Annotated in this window: 17 protein-coding genes; 7 read left to right on the top strand and 10 right to left on the bottom strand. The window is 60.5% G+C overall.

The window, feature by feature from the left end:
• Positions 1-179: 179 nt before the first annotated feature.
• From C4J91_RS21590 to nadA, 6 genes are all read left to right on the top strand, one after another.
• Positions 180-956 (top strand): DUF3050 domain-containing protein, encoded by a 777-nt coding sequence (locus tag C4J91_RS21590; protein ID WP_124364173.1) that lies wholly within the window; start codon positions 180-182, stop codon positions 954-956.
• Complete coding sequence (locus tag C4J91_RS21585; protein ID WP_124364172.1) at positions 953-1300, top strand: DUF4437 domain-containing protein; 348 nt, start codon at positions 953-955, stop codon at positions 1298-1300. The genes C4J91_RS21590 and C4J91_RS21585 overlap by 4 nt, the downstream gene beginning before the upstream one ends.
• 25 nt (positions 1301-1325) lie before the next feature.
• Positions 1326-2255 (top strand): diiron oxygenase, encoded by a 930-nt coding sequence (locus tag C4J91_RS21580; protein WP_124364171.1) that lies wholly within the window; start codon positions 1326-1328, stop codon positions 2253-2255.
• Positions 2256-2267: 12 nt separating this feature from the next.
• Positions 2268-5744 (top strand): amino acid adenylation domain-containing protein, encoded by a 3477-nt coding sequence (locus C4J91_RS21575; protein WP_124364170.1) that lies wholly within the window; start codon positions 2268-2270, stop codon positions 5742-5744.
• A 22-nt stretch (positions 5745-5766) separates the two neighbouring features.
• Positions 5767-6234 (top strand): SRPBCC family protein, encoded by a 468-nt coding sequence (locus C4J91_RS21570; protein WP_124364169.1) that lies wholly within the window; start codon positions 5767-5769, stop codon positions 6232-6234.
• Positions 6235-6479: 245 nt separating this feature from the next.
• Positions 6480-7538 (top strand): quinolinate synthase NadA, encoded by a 1059-nt coding sequence (gene nadA, locus C4J91_RS21565; RefSeq protein WP_124364168.1) that lies wholly within the window; start codon positions 6480-6482, stop codon positions 7536-7538.
• Positions 7539-7672: 134 nt separating this feature from the next.
• Here nadA and C4J91_RS21560 read toward each other — a convergent pair whose 3' ends face one another.
• The 6 genes from C4J91_RS21560 to gcvH form a co-directional block, all read right to left on the bottom strand.
• The gene (locus C4J91_RS21560) at positions 7673-8161 is read right to left on the bottom strand and encodes an RDD family protein (protein ID WP_124364167.1); all 489 of its coding nucleotides are present in this window, start codon (positions 8159-8161) and stop codon (positions 7673-7675) included.
• A gap of 93 nt (positions 8162-8254) precedes the next feature.
• Positions 8255-8467, bottom strand: coding sequence for a cold-shock protein (locus C4J91_RS21555; RefSeq protein WP_034109143.1), 213 nt, complete (start codon positions 8465-8467; stop codon positions 8255-8257).
• A gap of 393 nt (positions 8468-8860) precedes the next feature.
• Positions 8861-9985 (bottom strand): glycine cleavage system aminomethyltransferase GcvT, encoded by a 1125-nt coding sequence (gene gcvT / locus C4J91_RS21550; RefSeq protein ID WP_124364166.1) that lies wholly within the window; start codon positions 9983-9985, stop codon positions 8861-8863.
• A 37-nt stretch (positions 9986-10022) separates the two neighbouring features.
• Positions 10023-11399, bottom strand: coding sequence for an L-serine ammonia-lyase (locus C4J91_RS21545; RefSeq protein ID WP_124364165.1), 1377 nt, complete (start codon positions 11397-11399; stop codon positions 10023-10025).
• Positions 11400-11559: 160 nt separating this feature from the next.
• Complete coding sequence (gene gcvP / locus C4J91_RS21540) at positions 11560-14397, bottom strand: aminomethyl-transferring glycine dehydrogenase (protein WP_124364164.1); 2838 nt, start codon at positions 14395-14397, stop codon at positions 11560-11562.
• Between the two features lie 10 nt (positions 14398-14407).
• Positions 14408-14791, bottom strand: coding sequence for a glycine cleavage system protein GcvH (gene gcvH, locus C4J91_RS21535; protein ID WP_032879722.1), 384 nt, complete (start codon positions 14789-14791; stop codon positions 14408-14410).
• 358 nt (positions 14792-15149) lie between these two features.
• Here gcvH and C4J91_RS21530 point away from each other — a divergent pair, with 358 nt between their 5' ends.
• Positions 15150-19820, top strand: a complete 4671-nt coding sequence (locus tag C4J91_RS21530; protein WP_124364163.1) for a hypothetical protein — start codon at positions 15150-15152, stop codon at positions 19818-19820.
• A gap of 9 nt (positions 19821-19829) precedes the next feature.
• Here the strand turns inward: C4J91_RS21530 and C4J91_RS21525 are convergent, their stop codons facing one another.
• From C4J91_RS21525 to C4J91_RS21510, 4 genes are all read right to left on the bottom strand, one after another.
• The gene (locus C4J91_RS21525) at positions 19830-21338 is read right to left on the bottom strand and encodes a sigma-54-dependent transcriptional regulator (protein WP_124364162.1); all 1509 of its coding nucleotides are present in this window, start codon (positions 21336-21338) and stop codon (positions 19830-19832) included.
• 200 nt (positions 21339-21538) lie between these two features.
• Entirely contained in the window at positions 21539-21901 is a 363-nt protein-coding gene (locus C4J91_RS21520; RefSeq protein WP_124364161.1) for a DUF5064 family protein, read from the bottom strand.
• An 18-nt stretch (positions 21902-21919) separates the two neighbouring features.
• Entirely contained in the window at positions 21920-22849 is a 930-nt protein-coding gene (gene arcC / locus C4J91_RS21515) for a carbamate kinase (RefSeq protein WP_124364160.1), read from the bottom strand.
• Positions 22850-22978: 129 nt separating this feature from the next.
• Positions 22979-23989 carry an ornithine carbamoyltransferase gene (locus C4J91_RS21510; protein ID WP_124364159.1) on the bottom strand — a complete coding sequence of 337 codons (1011 nt, stop codon included), beginning with the start codon at positions 23987-23989 and terminating at the stop codon, positions 22979-22981.

The raw sequence follows: 23989 nt of genomic DNA, 5'->3' as shown, positions 1-23989 counted from the left end.
AAGTTTCGTCTTGCTTCGGCGGGTGACCGCTCGGTCTGCCGAAGATTCACCGTGTAACTTAATTAACATATATACCGTGCTGGCCGGTAATGGCGAGATAAGCCTGCTCATGCCTGAAAAAGGCAGGTCGGTATATGTCGCGTGGCCTGAACGCAACTAAGCCTGATAAGGAAAGCACCATGGAAGATAAAAAGTCGCTATTGAACGCAAAGAAAACGGAACTGGGCAATCATCGGATTTTTGCTGAAATCAATTCATTGCCTGTCCTGCGCGCCTTTATGGAAACCCATGTCTTTGCCGTGTGGGATTTCATGTCCCTGGCCAAGCGCCTGCAACAGGACCTGACGTGTACTCGCCTGCCTTGGCTCCCACCACTGGACCCGGCGGCAGCTCACCTGATCAACGAAATCATCCTCGGCGAAGAGTCCGACCAGAACCTGCAGGGCGGTCACTACAGTCATTTCGAACTCTACCTGCATGCCATGCGTGAAGTTGGCGCCAGCACCGACAAGATCGAATTCTTCGTCAAGCTGATGCGTGAAGGCGTCGATCTGCAGACCGCGTTGGACCGTTGTGGAGCAGGCCTGGCGGCTTCCGCGTTCGTGACCGATACCATCGAAACCGCAATCAATGCGTCGACGCACAGTGTCGCCGCCGCGTTCCTGCATGGCCGCGAGAGCGTGATTCCAGAGATGTTCCAGCGCATTCTCGATGACTGGGAAATCACTGCCGACGATGCCCCGACGTTCCGCTACTACCTGCAACGCCATATTGAAGTTGACTCCGAAGATCACGGCCCGGCGGCGGAAAGCCTGCTCGCACGCCTGGTCAACGGTGATGCGCAACGCCAGGAAGAAGTGTATGAGTCGGCCATCGCCGCCGTGCAAAGTCGTCTGGCCTTGTGGGACAACTTGCGTGTCGCCATGCGTGAAAATGTCAGTGAGTGCGTGGCATGAACGTAGCAGTCATCGAAGCTGACCAGGCCCAATGGGTCGAGGTGACATCTGAGCGCGGTATTACCCTGACGGTATTCAAGGACACCTTAGATTCTATCAATAAAACCGGTATTCGCACGCGATTGGTGCGCTTTCATCCGGGCGGTGGTACCCGTGAGATTTACACGCACGATTATCACGAAGAAGTGTATTTGATTGAAGGCGACCAGACAGAGTCAGCCAGTAAAGATCGCCCTGAAAAAACCTATCGGGATGGCGGTTACTTCTTCAGGGCGGCGCACACCGAGCACGGGCCGTTCCATTCCGAAGACGGCTGTTTGTTGTTTGAAGTGCACTACTACTGATCATCATGAACAAAGGGAACGCTTCATGAGAGCTGAAGAATATCAATCATTTTCCGAAGCGTGGGAGGAGCGGGCGACGATTCGCACGCGACCGAGGCGTCGTTTGGAAGATGATGAAAAGTTAATATTCCCGATCAGTCGCCAACCGCTGGTAATGGGGGCAACGTTTATTCGTGAGTGTGCTCACTTGCAGCACTTCGTACTTGTTCAAAGCTTGTACAAGTTCATTAACGATGTAGTGATTTTCGAAACGGAAATTGTCGACAGAACGGCCAGAAGCATTGCGAAAGATAACTTCGCCATCCGCTTTCCGTTTGCGTGTCGGTATGACGCGATGACGGTGGTAGTCGATGAGGACTACCACGCATTGGTGGCGATGGACTACATGCAACAAACCATCGAACTGACCGGGATCGAGCCCATCACCTTGCCTGCGGAAATCGAACTCAGCCGTTCGATTCCCAAGGCCCTGGCAATGGCGCCCGAGCACCTCAAGGCAGCGGTTGAGCTGATCTGCGTTGCGGTTGCCGAAAATACCCTGACCAATGATGTCGCGGCATTTGCCCGGGACGATTCGGTCAAGGCATCGGTCAAGGGGCTGATGGCAGACCATCTGGCGGACGAGGGGCGGCACTCCGGCTTCTGGGCCAAGTTGACGCGCATTTACTGGAGCACAGCGAGCGAGGAGGACAAGCGCGCGCTGGCCGCGATCATGCCGGTGTTCCTCGCCGAGTACCTGACCAACGACATCCAGCAGGGGTTCGATTTCGCCTTGATCGAGCAGTTGCCGGTGAGCCCTACGGTCAAGGCGGCGTTGCGTGAGGAGGTCGAAGGCATGAGTTTTCCGATCACCCCGACGCATCCGCTGGTGGGCAACATCGTCCGATTCTTCAAACACAGCGCCATGCTCGACGCTCCCTGCATGCAGGAAGCGCTCGCCGATTATCTGCGCTAGAGGAGAACTGCCATGAGACACCTTGATATCGTTCTGTGCGGGCGCAGCCATGCGCTCGCCCGCCTTGCGCAAGAGCTGGAGCAGATGGGCCATACGACGCATCTGCTGCGCACTGATAATGCTAATGAGCACTGCCGGTTACCGTCGCCGGACTTGCTGATCGATGATGCCAGCACGACAGGGTTCCCTCACTATCCGGCGTGTCACCATCTATCGTTACGGATGCAGTCCGACGATGCCGGCGATGTGTCCGCGCCGTTGCACCTCGAATGCCTGTGGCGCGCGGGGGAGGGCGATTGGATGACGCTGGGGCGCCGTGAAGTTGGCGCCGATACGGCCGGCAATGGTGCGGACCAGGCGCAGGAAGCCATCGTGCAAATGGTGGAACTGGCCAGCATGCACATTGGCCGCTACTCGCGCAGTGCCGACTACCTCGAGGCGCCGCGCGAACCAGTGAAGGCGCTCGACCGCCTGCTGAGCCTGACCCGGCTTGATCAATTGGCCTGGCAGCATCGCCACAATGCCACTGCCGCCATCGGGGTGCTGCAGGAAGCCCGGCAACCCTTCGTACAGCGGCTGGCCGACAGTCTGCTGGCCAATGCCGAGCGCACTGCCTTGAAAGTCGATGGGCAAGGCATGTCATATGCGCAACTGCACGCCTACAGCGTGGCCATCCAGGAGCGCCTGCAGCCTTTGCTTCAATCCCGGGCCGGGGAGTTGACCGTGATCGGCATCTCCTTGCCCAAAGGAACGGCGCTGTATGCCGCGATTCTCGCAGTGATTGGCTGTGGGGCCGTGTACCTGCCGCTGGACCCGAACCATCCCGAAGAGCGCCGCGGGGCGATCCTCAAGCATGCCAAAGCCAGCTTGCTGATCCAGGACACCGACGCTGGCAACCCGCTCCCGGGCCTGGCGATCCTGGACATCAGCCACCTGGATTTCTTCCACCATGGCGCCAAAGGTTACAGCCGCGTGGCCCTGGCTCCGCATCAAAGCCTGCTGCGCGTGCCGCTGGCAGGGGCGGCGCCTTGTGTGGCGATCTACACCTCAGGCACCACCGGGCAACCCAAGGGCGTATTACTGACGGTCGACAACCTGAGCCACTTTTGCGCATGGTATGCCCGTTATGTGGAACTGGATCGCCACAGCCGCGCCTTGCAGTTTTCCACGATCAATTTCGATGCCTCGTTGCTGGATATCTTCCCCACGCTGATCCAGGGCGCGGAGCTGATCGTACCCACCGAGGATCAGCGCCGTGATCCTGTGGCGCTGGCCGAATTGATTCAGCAGGAGCACGTGACGCATGCCTTCCTGCCACCGGCCTTGCTCAGCATCCTTGCGCTCGAATCGCTGTACGGCATGCAGCATCTGGTGACGGGCGGCGATGTGTGCGAGCCCCATGTCATCGAGCAACTGGCGGGGCAGTGCCAATTGCATAACATCTACGGGCCCACCGAGACGACCGTGCTTGCCACATGCCGCACTTTCCTGCCCGGCGACAACAATCGCAACCTTGGCGTGCCGATCGCCAATACCGCGATTTACCTGCTCGATGAGCAGGGGCAGCCGGTAGGGCAAAGTGGCAGCGGCGAGATCCACATCGCCGGGCCAGGGGTGGGCCTGGGTTATCTGGACGCCGTGCAAATGACTGCCGAGCGTTACCGCCTGCACGAATTGCCCGATGGTCAGCTGTTGCGTTTGTACCGCACCGGCGACCTGGCGCGCTGGACGTCAGACGGCATCCAGATCATCGGACGCCTGGATAACCAGGTGAAGATTCGCGGTTTTCGCGTCGAACCGGAAGAAATCGAGCACTTGCTGCAATCGAGCCAGTTGTTTCGCCAATTGGCGGTGGTGATCGATCAGCAGCGGCGCATCCTGGCGTTTTTCTCCCAACCCCACGGCGGTGACGGACACGCGGCCAGCGAACAGTTGCAGGCTTACGCACTCAAGCACTTGCCCGATTACATGCGCCCCAGCGCCTACTGCCTGCTGGACCGCCTGCCGGCCACGGCCAACGGCAAAGTCGACCGCAAGGCCTTGAAGAATCTTCCCGTCAATTACAAAACCCAAGGGCCACGCCAGGCGCCGCAGAACCTTACCCAGGAAACGTTGCTCGGGTTGTGGGCCACACTGCTCGACATGCCCGGTGCCGACATCTCGGTGGATGACAGCTTCTTCAACCTCGGCGGCCACTCGATCCTGTTGTCGCAAATGCTCATGGGCATTCGCGAGAAGTTCGGCAAGGGCGTTTCGATCAACCGTTTTATCGAACAGCCGACCCTGATCAACCTCGCCAAGCTCATCGACCAGGACGTGGAGGCCACGGCCACGGTCAGCCCTCAGGCCTTGCGTGACGCGATGCTGCGACCCGAGCTGGACGTGTTGCCGATCAGCCGCCTGGGCAACCTGCACAAGGTCATCGTCACCGGTTCCAATGGGTTTCTGGGGGTGCATATCGTCGAAGCGCTGCTGGAGCTGGGCAGCACCGAAGTGGCGTGCCTGGTGCGCGAATCAGCAGGAATGAGCGCCCAGCAGCGTTTCGAGCAGGCCTTGATTCAGAACCGTCTGGAGCACCTGGACTTGAGCCGCGTAAGGGTGCTGGCGGCGGATATCAGCCAGCCTCGACTGGGGCTGTCGCAGGCTGATTATGAGTGGCTGGACCGTGAATACGGCGTGTTGATCTATAACGCGGCCAACGTCAACCATGTGCTCGACTATGAGTCGCTGGTCAAGGACAACGTCACCCCCGTGCTGGAATGCCTGCAGCTGTGTGAAGGGCGCAGCAAGAAGGTGTTCAATTTCATTTCCACCTTGTCGGCTTCCAGCACGGTGGATGCGCAGGGGCGCGTGTTGGAAGAACCGCCGGCGTTCACGCCGCCGATCTACATTCGCAATGGCTACAACCTTTCCAAGTGGGTGGCTGAGCGCATCTTGTGGAATGCCAGTGAGTCGGGAGTGTGGGTCAACCTCTATCGTCCCGGCAACATTGCCTTCAATACGCGGACCGGTGTGTGCCAGCCCCATCAGAACCGGTTGATGCTGATGCTCAAAGGCTCATTGCAGCTTAAGGAAGTGCCTGAGCTGGCGCTGAACTTCGACCTGATGCCAGTGGACTTTCTCGCTCGGTTCATTGCGTTTCATGCCAGCCGGCACAACCGCTCCAAGGCGGTCTTCAACTTGCACAACCCGTTGCCCCTGAGCTGGGCGCACTACCTGGAGGCGTTTCGCGCCGCTGGTCACGATTTCCAGATGGTCCCGGTGACACAATGGCAGCAGCGCCTGTCGGCGATCGACAGTGACAACGCGTTATTCGGTGTAGTCGGCTTTTACCTCAATGGGTTTGAGGAAGACATCGGCGATATCTCGATGATCGAATACCGCAATGCGCTCTCAGGCATCCGTAGCATGGGTGAAGACTACCCGGCCAAGAACAGTGCGCTGCTGCAAAAAGGCTGCGACTACCTCAAGCAAATCGATTTCATCTAAAGCACAAACAAGGAGCTGTCTCATGCAACATTTTGAACCCGATACCCTGGTGCGCAACCCCGTGGGCAACCCTGTGGTCGCCAGCGTCAGCGTCAATGGCGACGCGCGCAGCGTGTGGAATATCGTCGGTGACTTTTCCGGTTTCGCAAAATTCATTCCGGCGCTGTCCCACATTGAAATGACCGGGGAGGGCGTGCGCTCGGTACGCAAGAAGCTGTTCAAGGACGGCAACGTGGTGATCGAGCAACTCAACAGTCATGACAACGACGGCATGACCATGACCTGGTCGCTGATTTACACCTCACTGAACATCGGCAACCTGTGGGCCGTCATGCAAGTGGAGCCGCAAGGCGCGAACCAAAGCCTGGCGACCTGGACCATCATCGGTGAGCCCTACACCGGTGGCCCGGAGGACGTGCCGGCGTTCGAGGCGTTCCTGCAAGGGTTCGCCGATGATGCGATGAGCAATGTCCAGAAGCTGTTTGCCTGACCACTTGCACCACCCCGCGAATACCTGTGTATTCGCGGGGCACCAATCCCGCCGTCATCCCCCCGCAAAATGCCCCGTGCAAGGCCAGATTAGGCTTTTGAATCCATTCGATATTCTGTAGCCTTGCGCAGCTTCAGCTTTACCCGTGCTTGATGACTACACACTTCGTCCGGCGGCGCCCGAAGGGCTCCTGAGCCGGTGGTACACTCGACTTTCGCGCTACTGCGCCTGCAGGTCTTGCGAACATGACGCACATTTCCGAACGCCTACTGGTTCAAGCCCACCTCGACGCCAAGCAGCCCAAGGCCCTCAGCGCCGATGAAGAGGCGAGCCTGCGGGCCGCCATCGCCGCCGAGCTTAAAGCGCAGGACGCGGTGCTGGTCGCCCACTTCTACTGTGACCCGGTGATTCAGGCCTTGGCCGAACAAACCGGTGGCTGCGTTTCCGACTCCCTGGAAATGGCGCGCTTCGGCGCTGCTCACCCGGCCAAGACCGTGCTGGTGGCGGGGGTGCGGTTCATGGGCGAAACCGCGAAAATTCTGACCCCTGAAAAACGTATCCTGATGCCGACCCTGGAAGCCACCTGCTCCCTGGACCTTGGGTGCCCGGTGGAGGAGTTTTCCGCCTTCTGCGATCAACACCCCGAGCGCACGGTGGTGGTCTACGCCAACACCTCGGCGGCGGTCAAAGCCCGCGCCGATTGGGTGGTGACCTCCAGTTGCGCGCTGGAGATCGTCGAAAGCCTGATGGATAACGGCGAGACGATTATCTGGGGCCCGGACAAACACCTGGGCACCTACATCCAGCGCCAGACCGGTGCCGACATGCTGCTGTGGGACGGTGCGTGCATCGTGCACGAAGAGTTCAAGTCCAAGCAGCTGGAAGACATGAAGGCGCTGTATCCGGATGCCGCGATCCTGGTGCACCCGGAGTCGCCGACAGCGGTCATCGAATTGGCGGACGCCGTCGGTTCCACCAGCCAGCTGATTGCCGCGGCACAACGGTTGCCGAACAAGACGTTCATCGTCGCCACTGACCGTGGCATCTTCTACAAGATGCAGCAGCTGTGCCCGGACAAGGTCTTCGTCGAAGCGCCTACCGCCGGTAACGGCGCCGCGTGCCGCAGTTGCGCGCACTGCCCATGGATGGCAATGAATACCCTGGAACGCACGCTGCAATGTCTGCGCGAGGGCAGTAATGAGATATTCGTCGAGCCGTCAGTGATTCCCCATGCCGTGAGGCCGCTCAAGCGCATGCTCGATTTCACCCAGGCTGCGCGCCTGAGGCTGGCCGGCAACGCCTGATCTGAGACTGGCTCGGTCAAAAATGTGGGAGGGGGCTTGCCCCCGATGGCGGTATATCAGTGACATATAAAGTCCTGACACACTGCTATCGGGAGCAAGCCCCCTCCCACATTTGATCTGCACCAGGCAGGGAGTTATTTCTTCTGCTTCGGGATCCGCACCAGCTGCGTGTCCGAATAGATGTCATGCCAGCTACGCTTGTGCTTATCGAATAGCGACCAGATAAATCCCAGCCCTACGCACAGCCACGAGGCGATCGACACCACAAAGCGCAACAGCGCCTGCCACAGACTGATGCACGAGCCATCGGCGTTCTGCACGCGCACGCCCCACACCTGCATGCCCAGGGTCTGCCCCGAATGGGTCCAGAATTTGGCGAAGAAACCGAACAACACAAACAACAGAAGGGTCGATAGCAGCGGGTCACCGTCCAGGGCGCCGGATTCGGTAAGGCTGCGCATCTTCGCTTCGCCGACGAAGGCGATCCATACCAGCTTGTAGATAAACGCGGTGACGATCAGCAGCGCGGTGCATAAAAGAAAATCATAGAACATCGCTGCCAGGCGACGGCCCAGGCCAACTGCGGGAAACTCGCCTTGGGGGCTCAACAGGGCTTTGGGCATGGCAGGGCTCTCTGGGGAAAACTGCAGTTTACGCAATGGCGCCCATAAAAAAGCCCCTGATGTCATATCAGGGGCTTTTTGTCGCAGGAAGGATCAGCCTTCTGCTTGTACTTCGTCAGCTTGCATGCCTTTCTGGCCTTGCACGGCCTTGAAGGTGACCTTCTGGCCTTCTTTCAGGCTCTTGAAGCCGTTGCCCTGGATAGCGCGGAAATGCACGAACAGATCCGGACCGCTTTCTGGTGTGATAAAACCAAACCCTTTTTCGTCGTTAAACCACTTGACGGTACCGCTCTGACGATCAGACATTTTCTTCTTTCCTTTGACGCTAAAAATTAATGACAGCCCCTTTCACATGAAAGAGTACTGGGCTGGGTTGCAGGAAAGTAAGAGACGTCGAACGGGTTGTAGCACTACTACTTCAGCTACTGCCCAGGTCCAGGTTCCAAGCGACCCATGCAAACACAGTGGAGAAACTCTACGCCAACTAATATGAAAAAAACAAGCCCTGCCAAACAGCCCGAGATTGCTCGGACTGATGACAGTTTTGTTGAAGTTGCGCAGCTGTCTTATTCGATAGATTCAATCACTTGTTATAGGGAAAAAACCCTAACAATTACTATCACGCGTGCACTGTTATATGGCGCTTGCGTTACAGTTTAGTGCACGGCACGCAAGCGCGTTACTTATTGAAACAGACATTCAGCCGCGGAAGTAACGCTGCGGCACGAATGGCATTTTACTTACACGCAATGGCACCTTTTTCCCACGCACCAACGCAGAGACTTCGGTATCCAGTGTGACAAATGCGCTGTCCAGGTACCCCATCGCCAGCGGGCCGCCCAAGCTTGGGCCAAAGCCTCCGCTGCACACGCTGCCGATCACCGTGCCCTGTTCATCAACGATTTGCGCCCCTTCACGCACCGGGATGCGTTCCTGGGGCAACAAGCCTACGCGTTTGCGGGTCACGCCCGTTTGCTGCTGGGTGAAGATTCGGTCTGCACCCGGGAAGCCGCCGGCACGCGCGCCATCGGCACGGCGGGCCTTGGAGACGGCCCACAACAGGCTGGCTTCAATCGGGGTGGTGTCGGTGTTCATGTCATGGCCGTACAGGCACAAGCCCGCTTCCAGGCGCAGGGAGTCACGAGCGCCCAGGCCGATCGCCTGTACTTCGGCCTCGGCCAGCAGGCTGCGGGCCAGGCTTTCGGCGTTTTCAGCCGGCACGGAGATTTCAAAACCGTCTTCCCCGGTGTAGCCCGAACGGCTGACGTAGCAGTCCACGCCCAGCAGCCGCAGGGAGGCGAACTGCATGAATGTCATCTTGGTGACTTGCGGTGCCAGGCGCGCCAGCACCTTCACCGCCGCCGGGCCTTGCAGGGCCAGCAGCGCGCGCTCTTCGAACAGCGGTTCGATGCTGCATTGGTCGCCGATGTGCGCGCGCAGGTGTGCCAGGTCCTGATCCTTGCAGGCGGCGTTGACCACCAGGAACAGTTCGTCGTTGCCAAGGTTTGCCACCATCAGGTCGTCGAGAATGCCGCCCTGGTCATTGGTGAACATCGCGTAGCGCTGCATGCCCACCGGCAGGTCGATGATGTCGACCGGCACCAGGGTTTCCAGGGCCTTGGCGGCGTTGGCGCCGGTCAGGCGGATCTGGCCCATGTGCGACACATCGAACAACCCGGCCTGTTCACGGGTGTGCAAGTGTTCCTTCATTACGCCCAACGGGTACTGCACCGGCATGTCGTAGCCGGCGAAGGGCACCATGCGCGCGCCCAGCTCGATGTGCAGGGCGTGCAATGGGGTTTTCAACAGGGTTTCGGTGGACATGTTCAGCTCCTGAAAAACGTGCCGGCGCGGTCAGGCGTCAGCACTCGATAATGTTGACCGCCAAACCGCCACGGGCGGTTTCCTTGTATTTACTCTTCATATCGGCGCCGGTCTGGCGCATGGTGCGGATCACTTTGTCGAGGGACACAAAGTGTTGCCCATCGCCGCGCAAGGCCATGCGCACGGCGTTGATCGCCTTGACCGAGCCCATGGCATTGCGCTCGATGCAGGGCACCTGCACCAGCCCGCCAATCGGGTCGCAGGTCAGGCCGAGGTTGTGTTCCATGCCGATCTCGGCGGCGTTTTCCACCTGTGACACGCTGCCGCCCAGCACTTCGCAGAGTGCCCCGGCGGCCATGGAACAGGCCACGCCGACCTCGCCCTGGCAACCGACTTCGGCGCCGGAGATCGAGGCGTTTTCCTTGTACAGAATGCCGATAGCGGCGGCGGTGAGCAGAAAGCGCACCACGCCGTCTTCGTTCGCGCCGGGGATAAAGCGCATGTAGTAATGCAGCACGGCGGGGATGATCCCGGCCGCACCGTTGGTGGGCGCGGTAACGACGCGCCCGCCGTTGGCGTTTTCTTCGTTGACCGCCAGCGCATAGAGGTTGACCCAGTCGAGCACCGACAACGGATCGCGCAGGGCCGACTCGGGGTTCTTGCACAATTGCCGGTGCAGCGCGGCGGCTCGGCGCTTGACCTTCAGCCCACCGGGCAGGATGCCTTCATTGCGACAGCCGGCGTCCACGCAATCCTGCATGACCTGCCAGATCTTCAACAGGCCGGCACGGGTTTGCGCTTCCGGACGCCAGGCGCTTTCGTTGGTCAGCATCACCTGGCTGATGGACAGCCCGTAGGTGGCGCAATGGCCGAGCAAGTCCTTGGCGTGCTTGAACGCAAAGGTCAGTGGGGTGGCGTCCTCGACAATCCGGTCGGCGCCGGCCGCGTCTTCATCCACCACGAAACCACCGCCGACCGAGTAATACTCGCGGCTGCGCACCTGGATGCCGGCGGCATCGAAGGCGCGAAAAATCATGCCGTTGGGATGGTAGGCGAGGGGTTTGCGAATCATCGCCAGGTGGGCTTTCTCGTTGAACGCAATGCTGTGTTCGCCGAGCAGGTTGAGGCGCCCATCACCACGCATCTGCGCCAGGCGTGCGGCCACGGTCTCGGTATTCACGGTGTCCGGGTGTTCGCCTTCCAGGCCGAGCAACACGGCTTTGTCGCTGCCGTGGCCTTTGCCGGTGGCGCCGAGCGAGCCATAGAGCTCCACCTTGATGCTGTGGGTGGCGCTGAGCAGGTTGTCACGCTTGAGCCCTTCGACGAAACGAGCGGCGGCGCGCATCGGGCCGACGGTGTGGGAGCTGGAAGGGCCGATGCCAATCTTGAACAGGTCGAACACGCTTAAAGACATGAGTTGTTCTCCGGTTTCTTATTATGTATCGGGTGTACTCGGTCAGTGTGGGAGGGGGCTTGCTCCCGATGGCGGTTGTACATTCAACCTATCTGTTGACTGACACTCCGTCATCGGGAGCAAGCCCCCTCCCACCTTTTAAGCGAGTACACCCCCGAAGTTACGCGTAGCTTTCAATCGATGGACATGCGCAAACGAGGTTGCGGTCGCCAAACACGTTGTCGACCCGGCCCACCGGCGGCCAGTATTTGCCTTCGATCAGCGACGCAACCGGGTACACCGCCTGCTCGCGGCTGTACGGGTGGCTCCACTCGCCCACCAGTTCCGCCGCAGTGTGCGGAGCGTTCTTGAGCGGGTTGTCGTCCTTGTCCAGGGTGCCGTTTTCCACTGCGCGGATTTCTTCGCGAATGGCGATCATGGCATCGCAGAAGCGGTCCAGTTCTTCCTTGGATTCACTTTCGGTCGGCTCGATCATCAAGGTGCCGGCCACCGGGAACGACATGGTCGGCGCATGGAAGCCGAAGTCGATCAGGCGCTTGGCCACGTCATCCACGCTGATGCCGCTGCTGTCTTTCAAGGGGCGCAGGTCGAGGATGCATTCATGCGCCACCAGGCCATTGCTGCCGGTGTACAGCACGGGATAGTGCTCTTCCAGGCGACGGGAAATGTAGTTGGCATTCAGGATCGCCAACTGCGAGGCGCGCTTGAGGCCTGCACCGCCCATCATGCTGATGTACATCCAGGTGATCGGCAGGATGCTTGCACTGCCGAAAGGCGCTGCGCACACGGCGCCTTCCTTGCGTTCCATGGCCGCGTGGCCAGGCAGGAACGGCGTGAGATGCGACTTGACGCCAATCGGGCCAACGCCCGGGCCGCCACCGCCGTGGGGGATGCAGAAGGTTTTGTGCAGGTTCAGGTGGGACACATCGCCGCCGAACTTGCCCGGCGCGCAGAGGCCGACCATCGCGTTCATGTTGGCGCCGTCGATATACACCTGGCCGCCGTTGTCGTGAATGATCGCGCAGATGTCGCGGATGCCTTCTTCGAACACGCCGTGGGTGGACGGGTAGGTGATCATCAGCGCGGCGAGGTGCTCGCGGTGCTCGATGGCCTTGGCGCGCAGGTCGTCGATGTCCACGTTGCCCCGTGCGTCACAGGCGGTGACCACCACGCGCATGCCAGCCATGTTGGCGGTCGCCGGGTTGGTGCCATGGGCCGACGAGGGGATCAGGCAGATGTCGCGACGCGCTTCGCCACGGCTCTGGTGATAGGCGCGGATGGCCAGCAGGCCGGCGTATTCACCCTGGGAGCCGGCGTTCGGCTGCAGGGAAATCGCGTCGTAGCCGGTGGCCGCGCAGAGCATGGCTTCCAGGTCCGAGGTCAGTTGCAGGTAGCCGGCGCTTTGTTCGGCCGGGGCGAACGGGTGCAGGGCGCCGAATTCGGCCCAGGTCACCGGGATCATTTCGCTGGCGGCGTTGAGCTTCATGGTGCACGAGCCCAGTGGGATCATGGTGCGGTCCAGCGCCAGGTCCTTGTCGGCCAGCTTGCGCAGGTAGCGCATCAGCTCGGTTTCCGAATGGTAGCGGTTGAACACCGGGTGGCTGAGGATCGGCGACTGGCGCAGCAAGGCGCTTGGCAAGGTGCTTTCAGTGGCGGCGAAGGCAGGCAGCGCCTTGCCATCGGCGAAGATCGCCCACAAGGCTTGGATATCCGCCTGGGTCGTGGTTTCGTCGACCGACAGGCCGACACGCTCGGTGTCCACCACGCGCAGGTTGATGCGCTGGGCACGGGCCTTGTCGTGCAGGACGGCAGTGTTGGCGCCGGTGTTGAGGGTGAGCGTGTCGAAGAAGTGTTGCTGCTCGACCTTCAAGCCCAGGGCGGTCAGGCCCTTGGCCAGGATCGCGGTCAGCTGGTGAATGCGCTGGGCGATCTGGGTCAGGCCCTTGGGGCCGTGGTACACGGCGTACATGCTGGCGATGTTGGCCAGCAGCACTTGGGCGGTGCAGATGTTGCTGGTGGCTTTCTCGCGACGGATGTGTTGCTCGCGGGTCTGCATGGCCAGGCGCAGGGCCGGCTTGCCGAAGCGGTCTACCGAGACACCGACCAGACGGCCCGGCATGTCGCGCTTGAACGCGTCCTTGGTGGAGAAGTACGCCGCGTGCGGGCCGCCAAAGCCCAGCGGCACGCCGAAGCGTTGCGCACTGCCGATGGCCACGTCGGCGCCGAACTCGCCCGGTGGGGTCAGCAAGGTCAGGGCCAGCAGGTCGGCGGCCACGGCGACCAGGGCGTTGGCCGCGTGAAAGCGCTCGGTCAGCTCGCGATAATCGAACACATCGCCGTTGCTGGCCGGGTACTGCAGCAGGGCGCCGAAGAACGGGCTGACGTCGCTCAGTTCGCGCTCATCGCCCACTACCACGTCGATGCCCAATGGCTCGGCACGGGTGCGCAGTACGTCGAGGGTTTGCGGGTGGCTATGGATCGAGGCGAAGAAGGCGTTGCTGCCCTTGTTCTTGCTCAGGCGCTTGCAGAAGGTCATGGCTTCGGCGGCGGCGGTGGCTTCGTCGAGCAGGGAGGCGTTGGCGATCGGCAGGCCGGTGAGGTCGCTGATCAGGGTCTGGAAATTCAGCAGCGCTTCCAGGCGGCCTTGGGAAATCTCTGGCTGGTACGGGGTGTAGGCGGTGTACCAGGCCGGGTTTTCCAGCAGGTTGCGCAGGATCGGCGACGGCGTATGGCAGTTGTAGTAGCCCTGGCCGATGTAGGTTTTGAACAGTTGGTTCTGGTTGGCGATGGCCTTGATCTTGGCCAGGGCCTCGGCTTCGCTCAGGCCGTCTTCCAGGCCGAGCACGCTGGTGCCCTTGATGCTTTCCGGGATCACGCTGGCGCTCAGGGCTTCCAGGGAATCGAAGCCCAGGCTCGCGAGCATCTGCTGCTCATCTTCCTGGCGCGGGCCGATGTGACGGGCGATGAATTCGTTGGCGGTGCTCAAGTTGATCGTCATGGCGCGCTCCTCAGGCTTCGGCGTTGGCTTTGATCAGGCGGTCGTACGCATCCTGATCCAGCAGTTTAGCGACCGCCTCGGCATCAGCCGGTTTAAAGCGGAAGAACCAACCTTCGCCCATCGGGTCTTCGTTGACCAGCTCCGGGCTGCCATCGAGTTTGTCGTTCACCTCCAGCACTTCACCGTCCAACGGCATGTACACGCCGCTGGCGGCCTTGACCGACTCCACGGTGGAGGCTTCAGCGCCCTTGTCGTAGGCCTGCAACTCCGGCAGTTGCACGAAAACCACATCACCCAGCGCGTTCTGCGCGAAAGCGGTGATACCCACGGTGACGCTGCCATCGGCTTCGGCGCGCAGCCATTCGTGATCTTCAGTGAAACGCAACTCGCTCATGGAAACTCCTCAGGGCCAGATTCGTCTGGTGGACGGGATTGGAATAATGAGGAGTTGCTTAGCAATATTGCGGCCAATTCCATTAATTCTTTATAAATCAGTTGGTTACTAAGTCGGATTAGAGGGTGGCGTGTTTCGGCTGTAGCGATTTCGCTACAGCCAGACCTGCGAAAAAAAGCCTATGTGGATCAAAGCCTTGCATGGCGCGCAAAAAACAGGGTTGTAGCGAAATCGTTACGCTGTAGCGCTTTCAGTACGGATAGACGTCGCTTTTAGCGTCTGCCTGCGCGATCTATCTACCGTAACGGATGCCCCACCGCGCTTTAACGTGCGCCATCCCGTTATCAGGATGCGTCCCATGTGTGCTTCAACTGCAAATTCCCCGGAACTCACCCAGGCCCGGAAGTCCCGCGATTACTTGGCCAAAGTGTTTGCCCACCGCCTGAGCCTGACCGAGGTGGCCCAATCGATGATCCAGGCGTGGATAAGCGAATGGTTTGCCGGTTCCCGCCTCCAGGCGAGCAATACCTGGATCGGCGTGACACAGCCGGGCGGTCACTACACGCAACTCATCGCCTTGAGCGATGCGCTGATTAAACGCTGCATGAGTGGCGAAGCGTTGAACTACACGCCAGGGCATCATCAATTGTTGATCCGGTCGGGAGCGGAGGTTTTCCAACCGGTGACCGAAGCCATCAGCGTGGATGACATTGAATTGATGCTCAACACCCTGGCACTCGGCGTGCTCGCGGGGTTTTGCGAGCGGTTGGTGGAGTACTGGAATGCTGACGTGCCCGGTGTGGCCAGAAGTCGCTGGTATGCAGTCCGCGAGCAATTAAGAGCATGCCTGCTCACGGCGCGGCAGAATCCGCCGTTGACACCGGAGCAAGCGGGATGGCTGCTGGGGCTGGGCAATGATTACCAGGAACTTTGGGCGTACCAAGCGGACCGAGAGGCGCTGGACAAACCTCATGTGCTGCGCATCTATCAAGTCTATGCCGCCCAGGATGGTCACGGTGGCGAATGGCTGCCGCTGTTGGTCCTGCAGCGGCAGGTCCAGGGCCAGCAAATCACTCTGGTCTACGTTCCGGCGATGAACCTGCTTAAGCTCGATACCCCGGACGCGTTGGGTAACCTGTTACCTCGCTACATGAACCACTACCTGCCCGGAGTGCCCGTCAACTGGGTGCTTCGTGAGCCGATGTGCGATGTGTTCGAGGCTTTGGCCCAGACCTTGCTCGAGCGTCAGCTTCGCACCCTGTATCGGCTCGACTGGTCAGCACTTCCCGACATTGGCAGCTATGAAAACCTGTTCATCACCCTCACGTCGCCCTTGGCCTGGTTCGACCCGGATTACCTCCAGCAACCTCACGAAGAGCAGCTGCCTGTCTGGCTGCAACAGGCCAACAGGGCCGATCGCCTGGTGTATGGTCAGTGGCTCGAACGCCTGGAGCGCTCGCAGCGAGTCACCGGTGGTGCGTCATTCCTGGATGGCCTTGACCCTATCGATGTGTATGCACACAAAGCCCTGCAACGGCAAATGCGCCTGGACCACCCCACGCAAGCGCTTATCAACCCGGACGATTACCTTCTAACCTTCGAACACACCCAGGGCGCAACCGTCGGCTGGACGCAACGCACCTCCAGGACCTTGACCCAATGGTCGCTGGAAAACCCCTTCGCCACGGCCTATGCCCGCGTGCAGATCAGCAATCAGACCTCGCCGGGTCAGGTGCCCGGATGGATCACGCCGGCGTACCTCAAGCAACTGATCGAACGCGTGGATGTGGGCAAGCACTACCCCGCACTGCTTGAACATGCGCTGATAGCCGACCCGGCGGAGTCCGCACGGCGGCGTCGATTGTTCGTTGATCAGATGGCGATCCAACTGCCGATGCGCGCCCTTGAAAACAGCCTGCGCCGGCGCTATGGCTTTACTCGGGCCGGCGCATTGGTGGTGCGAGCGATGCTGCAGGACGATCCGCAAAAGCGTTTGATCGACGGTGAAGTGATAGCGGCCCGGCCTCTGGCATTTCTGATCCATGCCGGGGGGGTTGCCCATCGAGCGGATAACCTGTTTGTCATCGGCCCGCGTGACAACAGCCAATTGCCCCATATTCTTTATCGGCCGGATCAAACCGAAGCCGTGTTGCAACAATTCCCCAGCCGCCAGGCGTTGCTCGACGAGATCGCGCGAATGGGCAGCGACCTGCAAAGCGTGGTGCTGCAGCGCCTGCCGGAGGACAGCCGGGCCGTGTTTGGCAATGGCGGCTTTTTGCGTCCTCACGTTCAGCGTTTTCTTCAAGGCGATGAATACGACGTGCAGCCCAGCTCAAGCCCGGCGCTGCTCAGCGATGAGCCGGTGCAGGGCGATTTTCTGGCGGCCGTCTTCGATGACAACGCCCAAAGCCTGTGGCAGCTCGCGGTGAAGCAGTCTGCGTCGAACCAGGCATTGCGCTGGACCTTGTTCAAGAATGATCTCTGGCAATTGTTCAATGCGTTGTTGCCCATGATCAGAGGGCCCGTGGCGGTCGCGGGCTGGCTGTTCCAAACCTTCAGGACCTTTCGGACAGTCCTGGCTTTACCGGCCCAGGCCAGTCGTGAAGACACGGCCAATGCCCTCGCCGAATTGATGGGCAGTGTGGCCGGCCTGCTGCTGAGCCCGGTGGTCACGCTGGATCAGCGTTTACGCCTGCGCGCGATCAAAACCGTTACGACAGGCGTGGTGTCAGCTCCGGAGGTGATCCCGCCCAACCACGTTCGCCAGTCGGCGTCGACGTTTGCCTGGCAGCGTTCACTCGCCGATATAACCGCCATGGATTATTCCTGGGCCAACTCACGGTTCAGGCTTACCCCGCAGCAGCAGGCGCAGTTGGAGACGTTCCAATGGTCACCCCAGCGTGGAGAACGTTGGCCTGAGCGCCCCACGATTGTCTCGGCCGACAGCCCTGTGCGCGGTGGGGTTCAGGTGCTGAGTGACAGTGCCGTCGCCAGCGTTGAAAACTACACGCTGATAGACGGCAAGCTGTATGGCGTGAGGGCTGTTGAGGCGGGCTGGCGTCTATTTGACCTCAGGAACTCCCAGCGCCTTGGCCCCTGGCTCAGGAAGAATGCGCGCGGTGCCTGGAAAGTCGACCTGGGCCTGCGCTTGATCGGTGGTCAACTCAAGAACACCGCCATCGGGCAGCGTGCGCAAATCGAACAGAAAAACCTCGCGCTGCAGCAGGCGTACAACGAAGTGAGCGCCGAGTTGACGAACGCTGAACGCGTGGTCATTGCCGCCGAAAACCTGTGCGAAAAGGCGCATTTAAGCGCTGAAGGTCTATTCACCGACTCACTGCGGCAAAACGCCAGGGCGCGCTTTTTGAAGGAACTGGAGAAAAAAGAGGAGGTGCAACTAAAAAAACTTAATGTGCTGGTGCAAAAAAACGCCAATAGGCCCGTGGATGGTTTTGAAAGAGAGCACAGTTTGCAATTGGAGGACATGCTTAAAACCATGCGCCGGCGAATGTACGTATTGAAGTTCAATCGCATGCAAGAGCAGTTTTCCAAAGTGAGTCTGGATCAATTGACGGCGCAGTTGGAACACGAGGACGTGGCCGCCGTCCAGGCGGCTTACGGTGCGCTGACCGAGGAAGCGCGAAAGATCGGCGAATTCCAGGACAAGATGGTCAACTTGAGCTTTTGGGAGCGCGTCTTTTACGAGCGGTTGCTGAGCATTCCTGGATATAAATCGTACATCGGCGAACTGGCGCCTTCTTCCCATGGCTTGCCACTGGACTGGAGGACCTTGCAGCTGCAGACGCTGAAACAGCTGATATGGCGCCGGCAGCCCCTGCCTGAAGAGCGCGACGATGTCAGTCGGGTCAAGGTGGCGATTGACGAGGCGATTCAATCGGCCCAATCCCAGAAGACTATTGACGAAGCCGGCGTGCTGAGCGTGCAGCAGCGCATCGATGGGATCCAGGCCATTCTGCATGAGTACGCCGGGTCGCGGGCGATACTGGATGAATACCGTGCAGCCGCGCCGGACTTGATTCATGGGGACATCGAGGTGCCGGTGGAAGAGGCGATCCTCAGCCTGGAACAGGAATCGAGAATAGCGTTGGCCAAACTGCTCCGCGAGCAAGAGCGTAACCCCCAACCCACCACCGTGCGCACGCCCGGTGCAGGTCAACGGCTGGTACGTGACTCAAAGAGACGCTATCAGTTGGGGCGGGTTCGTGCGCGCACGCCGCAGGCGAGCGAAGACATCGTGGATCTCATCAGCCCTGTCGACCAGACGGTGGTTGTCAGCTTGCATCAGCGGGTGGGTTCGGCGGAGTTCGAAGCGATTCCCGAGGCGGTCGCCGTGGTGCCACGCCCGATACGCTCCCTGGAAAACCTCAAGCGCGATGCCCGTCGGCTGCTGGACAGAGAACCCATTGTGCAGCAGCAGGCCCGTGCCGAAGCGCTTGCCTCCAACGTGGCGGACAACGTCCAGGCCCGGTTGACGCGGCAGTCCGAAGCGATCAGGGCCGTTGCCGAGAAGATTCGCAAGGCGCTGCCTGAAGCGCCCGATGCCGTATCGCAGGCCCTGCTCGATGAATTGGAGCAGGTCTCCCGCCGTTACCTGGAACAGGGGCGACTGTTGCGTATCGACATGCTCAAGCGTTTGCCTCCCGATGAGGACGGGATTGCCTGGCTCCATGCCCAGGATCAGGTGCTGATACTACGCATCGAGGGGCGTATCGCACTCAAGCGCGTCGATGATTTTTTGCAGGAGTATGTGGTCAAGGACAAGCAGGGCAAGGTCCTGGCGTATGCACACTTTCATTACACGACGCTCACCACACCCGACAGCGCTTACAACGCCGGCCATTTGAAGCGGCCGGAGCAGCGCTTCATGAGTTTCCGCAGCCTCGCTGACAAGACCGACCGGGATGTCATCGCGATCTACTATTCGCGCATCAGCGCACCCATGGCCGAGCAACTGTTTTTCAGCGCTAAAGGTTCAGTCAAGCACCGCGGACGGCGCTCATTCTGGTGAAGGGTGGGTTCAGGGTTTGCCGGGAATGCCGTACTTGCGCAAGCGATGGGCGATGGCGGTATGGGAGGTCTGCAAGCGGCTGGCCAACTGCCGCGTGGAGGGATAGCTGACGTAGAGTTTCTCCAGCAGGCTGCGTTCGAAATCCTCGACGGCCTGTTCGAGGCTGTCGATTTCACCGTCGCTCTGGCGGGCCACCGAGGTGCCGGCGATGTCCAGGTCGCCGATGTCCACCAGGCTGCTTTCGCAGATGGCGGCGGCGCGGAAGATCACGTTCTGCAGCTGGCGCACATTGCCCGGCCAACGGTTGCCCAGCAGCGCCGGATAGGTGCCTGGCGCCAGGCGACACACCGGGCGCTGGATCTGCGCGCAGGCCTGCTGCATGAAGTAGCGGGCCAGCAACAGGATGTCCTGGCCACGTTCGCGCAGGGGCGGCACTTCGACGTTGAGCACGTTGAGACGGTAGAACAGGTCTTCCCGAAAGGTGCCTTCGCTGACCATTTTTTCCAGGTTGCGGTGGGTGGCGCTGAGGATGCGCACATTGACCTTCACTTCGCGGTCGCCGCCTACCCGACGGAAGCTGCCGTCGTTGAGAAAACGCAGCAGTTTGGCTTGCAGATACGGCGACATTTCGCCGATCTCGTCGAGAAATACCGTGCCTTGGTTGGCCAGCTCCATCAGCCCCGGCTTGCCACCCCGTTGTGCGCCGGTAAAGGCACCGGGGGCGTAGCCGAACAATTCACTTTCGGCGAGATTTTCCGGCAGTGCGGCGCAGTTCAAGGCCAGAAAGGGTGCACTGTGACGCGCGCTGATCGCATGACAGGCGCGTGCCACCAACTCTTTGCCGGTGCCCGTTTCACCCTGGATCAACAGCGGCGCATCCAGCGCGGCCACGCGCTGCGCACGCGCCTTCAAGGTGCGGATCGCCGGGGATTCGCCCAACAGCGCGTCGAACCCTTCGGCATGGTCGTGGTGCAGCGCCGACAATTGCTCGCCGATGCGGTTGGGCGGGTAGAGGGTGAGCAGGGCGCCGGCATCGGTGATCGGTGTGGCGTCCAGCAGCAGGGTCTGGCCGTTCACGCTGATCTCGCGTAGCGGCAGGCGGAAGCCGTGCTCCAGCAAGGTGTTGAGTAGCCCTGGATCGTTGAACAGCTCGGCGATGCTTTCCCCGGCCGGTTCGCGCCCGTAAAGCGCGATCAGCGCCGGGTTGGCCAGCAGGATCTTGCCCGCGCTGTCCAGGGCCAGTACCGGGTCGGTCATGGCCGCCAACAGCGCGTCGAGTTGCAGGTGGCGGCGTTGGCCGGGGAGGATGTCGACCACGGTCACCGCCTGCACGCCCTGCACGCTGAACAACGCATCGCGCAGTTCCTCGAGCACCTCGGCGCTCAAGGTCGGCGCGTCGATATAGACGTTGGGCGGCACCATTTCCACCGCATCCAGGTTGAGATTGCGCCCACCGAGCAAGGCCAGGACTTCCTGGGTGATGCCGACGCGATCGATGAAGCTGACGTGGATACGCATGGGGCGGATCTTGATTCTGGAGTGCGGAGGGGAGCCAGTATGCCTTGGAGCTGGAGGAGATCAAAATGTGGGAGGGGGCTTGCTCCCGATAGCGGTGTGTCAGCCAAAGATTTATCAGCTGATCCACCGCCATCTGGAGCAAGTCGAATCGTCGCACCGCCCCTCCCACATTTGAACAGTGTTGTGTCAATGCAGGCGCGTTATGCCAGGTGTTCAGGCTTGATCGGGTCGCCCGATTTCACATCCAGCTGGTGCCGCACATCTTCGAACATCAAGTCGTACTGCTTGTGCATCGAGCCATTCAACACGGCCACTTTCGGCATGCCGTATTTCTGCGCGATATTCATCGCGTGCCGCGCAAAGTCGAAGGCCTGGTCCTTGGGCAGGAAAAACTCCTCCTTGAGGTCCTTGCCCTGCACCGAACCGTGCAGTTTGAACAACATGCCCTTGCCTTCCTTGGGGTCCTGGCTGACCTCATAGTCGATGCACAGGTTGTAGCTGTAGTCGTCTTTGTTCAGCGCGTGACGCTCGACGTGCAAGTGTCCCGGTTCAAAGGTAGCCATAGGCAAATCTCCTCTACTTCACAGATAGCTGATGCCAGCGGTTGCCGTGCTGATGCGTGTGCCGGCGCTGCCCTGGACGATGGCTTCGATGTCCGAGAGTGAACCGATCACCGCGGTTTTGCCAGTCTGGCGGGCGAACTCGCAGGCCGCTTGCACCTTGGGGCCCATGGAACCGGCGGCGAAGCCGAGTTGTTCCATGGCGTCGGGGTGAGCCTGGCCGATGGCCTTCTGGGTGGGCTTGCCGAAGTCAATGAACGCCGCGTTGACGTCGGTGGCGATCACCAGCAAATCGGCGTCCAGTTGCGCGGCCAGCAGCGATGAGCAGAGGTCTTTATCGATCACCGCTTCAATGCCTTTGAGCTTGCCGTCTTCGCCATACATCGTGGGGATACCGCCGCCGCCAGCGCAGATCACAATGGCTTTCTTCTCCAACAGCCATTTGATCGGGCGGATTTCGAAGATGCGTTTCGGGCGCGGGCTGGCAACCACGCGGCGGTATTTGTCGCCGTCGGGGGCGATGGCCCAGCCTTTTTCGGCAGCAAGTTTTTCCGCTTCGGCCTTGGCGTACACCGGGCCGATTGGCTTGGTCGGGTTCTGGAACGCGGGGTCGTTGGCGTCGACTTCCACTTGTGTGAGCAGGGTGGCGAAGGGCACTTCGAAATCCAGCAGGTTGCCCAGTTCCTGTTCGATGATGTAGCCGATCATGCCTTCGGTCTCGGCCCCGAGTACGTCCAGCGGGTACGGCGAAACGCTGGTGTAGGCCGCGGCCTGCAACGACAGCAGGCCGACCTGCGGGCCGTTGCCGTGGGCGATCACCAGCTCGTTGCCGGGATGGATCTTGGCAATCTGTTCGGTGGCGATACGGATATTGGCGCGTTGGTTGTCTGCGGTCATGGGTTCACCACGGCGCAGGAGGGCGTTGCCGCCCAAGGCTACGACGATGCGCATAAAGAATGTCCTTCTGAAATGATCGTTCCCACGCTCTGCGTGGGAATGCAGCCAGTGGCGCTCTGCGCCACAAAAGCGGACGCAGAGCGTCCAGTGAGGCATTCCCACGCAGAGCGTGGGAACGATCAGTTAGATATCCGCCAACGCCGACACCAGGATCGCCTTGATGGTATGCATGCGGTTCTCCGCCTGCTCGAAGGCAATGTTGGCCGGCGACTCAAAGACTTCCTCGGTGACTTCCACGCCACCGGCCAGGTGCGGATAGCGCGCGGCGATGTCTTTGCCGACCTTGGTTTCGCTGTTATGAAACGCCGGCAGGCAGTGCATGAACTTCACGCGCGGGTTGCCCGAGGCTTTCATCATCTTGCTGTTGACCTGGTACGGCAGCAGTTGCTCGATACGCTCGTCCCACGCTTCCACTGGCTCGCCCATCGACACCCAGATATCGGTGTGAATGAAATCCACACCCTTGACCGCCTCGGCTGGGTCTTCGGTGATGGTGATGCGTGCGCCGCTTTCTTGCGCGAACGCCTGGCACTGCTTGATGAAATCGTCATGGGGCCACAGGGCTTTCGGCGCGCCGATGCGTACGTCCATGCCGAGCTTGGCGCCGATCATCAGCAGCGAGTTGCCCATGTTGTAGCGCGCATCGCCCAGGTAGGCGTAGCTGATGTCATGCAGCGGCTTGTCGCTGTGTTCGCGCATGGTCAGGGTGTCGGCGATCATTTGCGTCGGGTGGAATTCGGCGGTGAGGCCGTTGAACACCGGCACGCCGGCGAACTTGGCCAGCTCTTCGACGATTTCCTGTTCAAAGCCCCGGTACTCGATGGCGTCGAACATGCGCCCAAGCACGCGGGCGGTGTCCTTCATGCTTTCCTTGTGGCCGATCTGCGACGACACCGGGTCGATGTAGGTGACGTGCGCGCCCTGGTCGTGGGCCGCCACTTCGAACGCGCAGCGGGTGCGGGTCGAGGTCTTTTCGAAGATCAGCGCGATGTTCTTGCCTTTGAGGTGCGGACGCTCGGTGCCGGTGTATTTGGCGCGCTTGAGGTCGCGGGACAGGTCCAGCAGGTAATGCAGCTCGCGGGTGGTGTGGTGCATCAGCGACAGCAGGCTGCGGTTGCGCATATTGAAAGCCAT

It is taken from the genome of Pseudomonas sp. R3-52-08, assembly GCF_003851745.1.
In the GTDB taxonomy this organism is placed as follows: domain Bacteria; phylum Pseudomonadota; class Gammaproteobacteria; order Pseudomonadales; family Pseudomonadaceae; genus Aquipseudomonas.
This window is presented reverse-complemented; position numbering and strand designations above follow the sequence as displayed.